At 73.8% G+C, this 3,372-nt stretch carries 3 protein-coding genes; all 3 read left to right on the top strand.

The genetic code is table 11. The features are described from left to right. Positions 1 to 1,005 (top strand): hypothetical protein (locus ACFU6K_RS34525; RefSeq protein ID WP_380669878.1); only part of this gene is annotated, 1,005 nt, incomplete at its 5' end. A 302-nt stretch (positions 1,006 to 1,307) separates the two neighbouring features. Continuing rightward, positions 1,308 to 1,964 (top strand): NUDIX domain-containing protein, encoded by a 657-nt coding sequence (locus ACFU6K_RS34520; RefSeq protein ID WP_380669876.1) that lies wholly within the window; start codon positions 1,308 to 1,310, stop codon positions 1,962 to 1,964. Positions 1,965 to 2,526: 562 nt separating this feature from the next. After that, positions 2,527 to 3,324, top strand: coding sequence for an SGNH/GDSL hydrolase family protein (locus ACFU6K_RS34515; RefSeq protein ID WP_380669874.1), 798 nt, complete (start codon positions 2,527 to 2,529; stop codon positions 3,322 to 3,324). Positions 3,325 to 3,372: the final 48 nt, after the last annotated feature.

Here is a 3,372-nt window from a genome sequence, read left to right as displayed (position 1 = left end):
CCGGGGGCCCGTGCGGGAGGGGACGGTGCGCGGGCGGTCGGGCTCGGCGGGCGGGTCCGGGGCGCGCCGCCGCCCCAGCCGGTGGCGGTGGCCCTGGCCGTCGACGCCGGGGACTTCGCCGGGCTGGCGCGGTACGGGCTGTTCGGCGGGCTCGGGCACCAGGCCTACCTGCGGCGGGCGGAGGAGCAGCTCACAGCCCTGCACCGGCAGGGGCTGGAGGTGCACCTGCGGGTCCTGGAGGCGGGCGACTTCGAGGACTACTGCGAGGCGCTCGGCCTCGATCCCCGGATGCCCGCCGCCCGGGTCGCCTACGCGGGCGATCCCGAGCTGGCGGGGGAGCCGTTCGTCTACGCGGGGGAGCGGCTGGCCGAGCTGCTCCCGGTGCTGCTGGACGACCACCGGGCGCGGGTGCGGATGTCCGTGGCCTGCGCGGCCCTGCTGGACGCCGTCGGTGACGACCCCGGCGGGCAGTTCCGGATGGCGGCCGTGATGCGGTACGTGACGTCCGTCTACCTGTCCCTCGCCGAGGGCGCGGGGGAGGGGTGCCACCTGCTGACGCTGCGCTGCCACGGTCCGGAGGACGGCGAGGAGCTCACCTCGGCGGTGGACGTCTGCGTGGAGGAGGGCCGGCTGTATCCGGCGGGGCGGGACGCCGAGGCGTTCTGCGTCACGCTCGCGGCGGGTGTCGCCCTGGGCGGGGAGGGGGCGTTGCTGCTGCACGGCGACCCGTCGGCGGGCGTCCGGGCCGCCGGTCGGTCCGACGGCCGGTCGGGCCCGGCCAGGGGTCCGGCCTCCCCGGCCGACGACGCCGGGCTCCGGCCGCCGGTGCTCGGCTGGGCGTTGACCGGCGGGCGGCTGCGGCCGATGACGGCGCACGAGGTGTTCGACGAGCTGGCCGACGACGCCGCGCGCGGGCTGCCGTTCCCGCCCGGGGTGGAGCCTCGGCCCGGGTTCCCGCTGCCCGGCTTCCGGGGCGCCGGGGAAGGGGGTGGGCCGCTGGGGTGATCCGGGCGTTCGCCGCCTCCGCGTTCACCGCGTTCGCCGCCTCCGCGTCCACCATGCGGCGCTGGGGACTGTTCATCGACCGCCTGTTCGGGGAAGATTCGGAGAAGATCAACAGCAGGAGCGTGCGGTGCCCCACGCCGCCGCTCCGGCCGCTCCGTACCGCGCCCTGCAGGTCCTCCCCGCGCACCGCCGGTCCGGCGAAGCCCGACAGCGAGAGGGGGACGGATGAGCGAGCGGAGCGAGCTCGGTGCCAGGGGGTGTGCGGGGGCGAGCACCCCCGCCGAGCGCCGCGGGGCGAGAGCATGAGCCCGATCGAGTACAGCGCGGAGATCGCCGAACTGCTCGGGAAGGTGCGGCGGCGTCCCACCGCGGGCTGGCCGTGGCGGCCGGGTGAGCAGGTGCCGGAGGGGCTGCCGGTCAAGCAGTCCTGGGGGTGGCTGTTCGCACCGGACGGGCGGGTGCTGACACTGGTGAACCCCCGGGACGGGATCTGCTCGCTGCCCGGCGGGTCGCTGGAGCCCGAGGACGGCGGGGATCCGGCGGCCGCCCTGGCCCGGGAGGCGGCCGAGGAGGCACAGGCCGTGATCGGCCGGCCGTACTACCTCGGCTACCTCTACGACCGGGTCGGTTCGGCGAACGGCGGGCACGAGTGCGCGCGGGTCCGGATGGCGGCGGCGCTGCGGGCGGTCGGTCCGAGCGCGGCCGACCCGGCCTCGGGGCGGCACTACCGGCGACTGCTGGTCGCGCCGGGCCTCGCCGTCGAGCTGCTCGGCTGGGGCGCGCCCGGGCTGCGTCAGGCCCGGGCGGCGGTCGCCACCGCCGCGCGCTGGCTCGGCGTGCCCGCGGCCGCGAACGAGGCGATCGAGGAGCTGCCGGTCGAGGGCTGCACGGTCTCCCCGGGCGCCGTCTACCCGGGTGCCGTGCACCTCGGTGGTGGCCGCCCCGGCGCGCACGGCTGACCGCGCGCATCGCCGTACTCCTGTGCGACCTCCCGGCAGGCCGCTCTGCCGGGCTGCCCTGTCGCGCTGCCCTGGCAGGTTGTCCCGCCGCGCTGTCCTGCCGCAGTGTCCCGCCGCGCTGCCATGACGCGCGGCACACACAGCACGCGCGGCCATGGCGGACGTTGACCGTCAGCCGCACCGCTCCGATCGGCCGCACCGGTGAATTCCGACGGTGCCGCAGATGCCCCGGTCTGCCCGCCTTCTGACGTGCCTTGAGGTGTTCCATCAGCCCCCCCTGTGCCCGTCGGCGCCCGCTTCGAATCTGACTCGACGGAAACCGGGCGGCGGCCCCCCCGCTTACCGTGCACAGAACTTCCGCAAGTTGCCGGTCTACGCGCGCTGCGCTACGCGCGTCACCGCGTACCCCTGCTGACCTGCGCGAAATCCCGGATTGTCGGCGGCAATTCATCTCCGAGCTGTCAGACGTCCCGTCAATATCCTTGGCATGACCGCTTCCGGGTTTGGCTACCGCCTGGTATCACTTCTGTGACCCTCGCCACGCCACCCCACTGGAGATGCGATGATCCGCCCTGCCCGTGCCCTGTCCATCGCCGCCGTAGCGGCAGGCCTCACCATGACGACGCTCTTCGCCGCGTCGTCCGCGAACGCCGCCGGTGTCAACTACGTGGCCCTCGGCGACTCGTACTCCTCCGGCGTCGGTGCCGGCAGCTACCTGAGCGACAGCGGCAGCTGCAAGCGCAGCACCAACGCGTACGCGTACCTCTGGAAGAACGCGCACTCGCCGTCCTCCTTCAAGTTCGTGGCCTGTTCGGGCGCCAAGACCGGTGACATCCTCAACAGCCAGATCTCCGCCCTGGACGCCAGCACCTCGCTGGTCAGCATCTCGGTCGGCGGCAACGACGCCGGCTTCGCCGACACCATGCAGACCTGTGTCCTCGGTTCGGACACCGACTGCATCAACGCCGTCAACACGGCCAAGAGCTACGCCACCAGCACCCTGCCCGGCCAGCTGGACAAGGTGTACTCGGCGATCAAGGCCAAGTCCCCGAACGCCCACGTCGTGGTGATGGGCTACCCGCACATCTACAAGGTCGGCGGCAGCTGCATCTTCGGCATCGGTGACACCAAGCGCGCCGCCATCAACGGTGCGGCCGACACCCTGGACGGCGTCCTCGCCAAGCGCGCCGCCAACGCCGGCTTCGCCTTCGGTGACGTCCGCAGCATCTTCAACGAGCACGAGATCTGCGGCTCGCTGACCACCTGGCTGAACAGCACCACCCTGCCGGTCGACGAGAGCTACCACCCGAAGGCGGCCGGCCAGTCCGGTGGCTACCTGCCGGTGTTCTCGGCGCTCTGAGGAGTCCCGTAACGGACCGCCTCGTCGCGGGACGTGCCGGTGCCGCCG

The sequence above is a fragment of the Kitasatospora sp. NPDC057512 genome, from assembly GCF_042802135.1.
In the GTDB taxonomy this organism is placed as follows: Bacteria; Actinomycetota; Actinomycetes; order Streptomycetales; family Streptomycetaceae; genus Kitasatospora.
The sequence above is the reverse complement of the archived record's forward strand: the minus strand, read 5'-3'. Positions and strand labels throughout refer to the sequence as shown.